The sequence below is a fragment of the Altibacter sp. genome, from assembly GCF_019913785.1.
In the GTDB taxonomy this organism is placed as follows: domain Bacteria; phylum Bacteroidota; class Bacteroidia; order Flavobacteriales; family Flavobacteriaceae; genus Altibacter.
The window spans coordinates 1-2,490 of the sequence record NZ_JAIOHK010000024.1 but is presented as its reverse complement, the minus strand read 5'-3'; the positions used below and the strand labels follow the sequence as shown (position 1 = coordinate 2,490).

Sequence of the window (2,490 nt, the reverse complement as noted above, 5' to 3'; positions counted from 1 at the left end):
GTTTTGATCCTTGGCCGTAAAAACATAAGCAGTGTCCTTTGTCTTTAGTTGTACCTCAGTAGTGTTTTTTGTGGCTACCTGCCACTGTACCTGTGTCCCCTCGGGAATGGTCGCATTACCTGTGCTTTTTAGAACCTCATCCTTTTTCCCTGTATAGGCGGGATAGTCTAAAAGCATCTCGAAGCCCACCAAGGAAGGTGTTTTAACCACATCTAAAGTATATTCACGAGAACTTACCTTATTTGCCTTTAATGTAAAATTCACAGCTTCTGAAGGCTGGGTAAAGGTATATTCAAAAATTCCGGGAGCCGTTTGTTGTAGGTAATAGGTTTCATTGTTATAGTGGATGGTCGCATTTTCCGGAAAAACCTTTCCTTCTGTTCGCATTTTTAGTACAAAGCTTTTATTCTCTACTGCATTCAGGTGATCGTTCAGCACTACAAAAGAAAAGGGAGCCGGAGGTTCATACGCGGTATCGTAATTCACCACTCGGGTATAACTACTGGAAAATATGTCCTTATCTCCCAAAACACTGAATAACACAAACACAATCACCGGGATAGCCGCGTATTTCAAATATTTTGCGTTTTTTCTGAAATTAACGGCACTTTTAAACTGTATAGGCTGTAATTCGGAAGCTTTTTGGTCAATACTCGCAGCCAACAACTCACTTTCGCGCTGATTCTGATTTAACTGAATGACATTCAGTAACTTATCGCTCACTTGCGGGAAATGATTCCCAATAATCTTAGACGCCTCTTCATGGCTAATCCCATGCTGAAGCTTAAACAATTTTGCTAATGGAAAAGCAATAAACCGAACGAACAGTCCAGTCTCCACAGTGACGAAAGTCCAAAATAAAATAGTTCGCCCAGTTGGATTTAACCATAAAAAATACTCTACTAAAAGTGTCACTAAAAAATACAAAAGCCCAATAGCGAAAAATAGAATAGCCCCCTTGATCAACTCATTGGTATAGTATTTTTTTATAAATTGTTCCAGCTTTTGCTGAATGACACGAAATGTACTCATTAGGTAGTTTTACTTACAAACAGAACTTCTAAATTACGATTTTATTTTGTATCAAAACCCACTCCAAAGCACCTATTTATGAAGGATTTAAAATACTTGGTTGCATATTCCATCCCAGTAGCCGCTATTATAGGTTTGGTGCTTCGGTCGTATTGGACCTACTTTACTCCTGTGTTTGCCTTTGTACTGGTTCCAATTTTAGAGATCATAATGCCACAAGATCCTAACAATCTTTCAGAAGTTGAAGCGACTTCCAGAGCAAAGAATCTTTTTTTCGACATATTGTTATACCTGAACCTCCCGCTGGTGTATGGTATTCTGCTATGGTTTTTATGGAGTATTTCCTGGGCCGAATACAACACTTCAGAATTAATTGGACTCACTTTTTCTATTGGCATCGTTTTGGGTTCCAACGGAATCAATGTGGCACACGAACTCGGTCATAGAACTACGCAGTGGGAGAAAGCACTAGGGAAACTTTTGCTACTCCCCGCTCTGTATATGCATTTTTATATTGAGCATAATTTTGGGCATCATCAAAAAGCGGCGACAAAGGAAGATCCGGCAAGTGCCAAATACAACCAAAGTGTGTATACGTTCTGGGTTACCTCCATCATTCGGCAGTATGGAAGCGCGTGGAAACTTCAAATGGGTTTATTAGCCCGTGAGAAACGCGCATTTTTTAGTTTAAAGAATGATATGTTTTTGTATTTGCTATTGCAGGGCTCCTATTTGGTATTGGTTCTATTTTTCTTCGGAAGCACAGCGCTCTGGATTGCAATCATTATAGGGTTTACTGGGGCGCTTCTCCTAGAAACCATCAACTATATTGAGCATTATGGCCTCAGCCGAAGCAAAACCCAAACCGGGCGTTACGAGCGTATGCAAGAAATCCATTCTTGGAATTCAAATCACGTGTTAGGACGTTTAATGCTTTATGAATTAACGCGGCACAGCGACCACCATTACCGGGCACACAAGAAGTATCAATTGTTGGATTGTCACGAATCCAGTCCGCAAATGCCTTTTGGGTATCCTACTTCTATGGTGATTTCATTACTCCCCCCTTTGTGGTTTGCGGTGATGAATAAGAGAATTCCAGAATATATGAAATAGGTCGTTTCTAGATCGAACTATTCCACGACCATTTTTAGAGTAGCTTCGGAAGTGTTTGAGGTAAGCTTTACAAAGTAGATGCCTGCGTCAAGATTGTGGTCAATTGAAATATTTTCTTGGGCAGTAAATATTTCTGAATAAACTCGCTTTCCGGCAACGTCTACAATTGAAATAGTCACATTTTGAGGATTATTCTGAAAATATATGGAAAAACTATTTCTGTTGGGATTGGGGTAAAGGGCCGTTCCGTTACTTATATAATCGGAAGCTTGTAAAATATCATCATTTTGTAAAACCACTACTTTCCCGGAATTTGCTCCATTGCCATCATTAAAAGGAGCG

General features: G+C 39.8%; 2 protein-coding genes and 1 pseudogene. 1 reads left to right on the top strand and 2 read right to left on the bottom strand.

What is annotated here, in order from left to right:
• Nucleotides 1-1,032: pseudogene (locus tag K8F54_RS03140) on the bottom strand (hypothetical protein); the annotation flags it as partial.
• A 78-nt stretch (nucleotides 1,033-1,110) separates the two neighbouring features.
• On the opposite strand from K8F54_RS03140, the gene K8F54_RS03135 reads away from it, so the two are divergent.
• Entirely contained in the window at nucleotides 1,111-2,148 is a 1,038-nt protein-coding gene (locus K8F54_RS03135) for an alkane 1-monooxygenase (RefSeq protein WP_290786875.1), read from the top strand.
• Nucleotides 2,149-2,165: 17 nt separating this feature from the next.
• On the opposite strand, the gene K8F54_RS03130 is transcribed toward K8F54_RS03135, so the two are convergent.
• A partial coding sequence (locus tag K8F54_RS03130; RefSeq protein WP_290786872.1) for a T9SS type A sorting domain-containing protein occupies nucleotides 2,166-2,490 on the bottom strand: 325 nt, incomplete at its 5' end.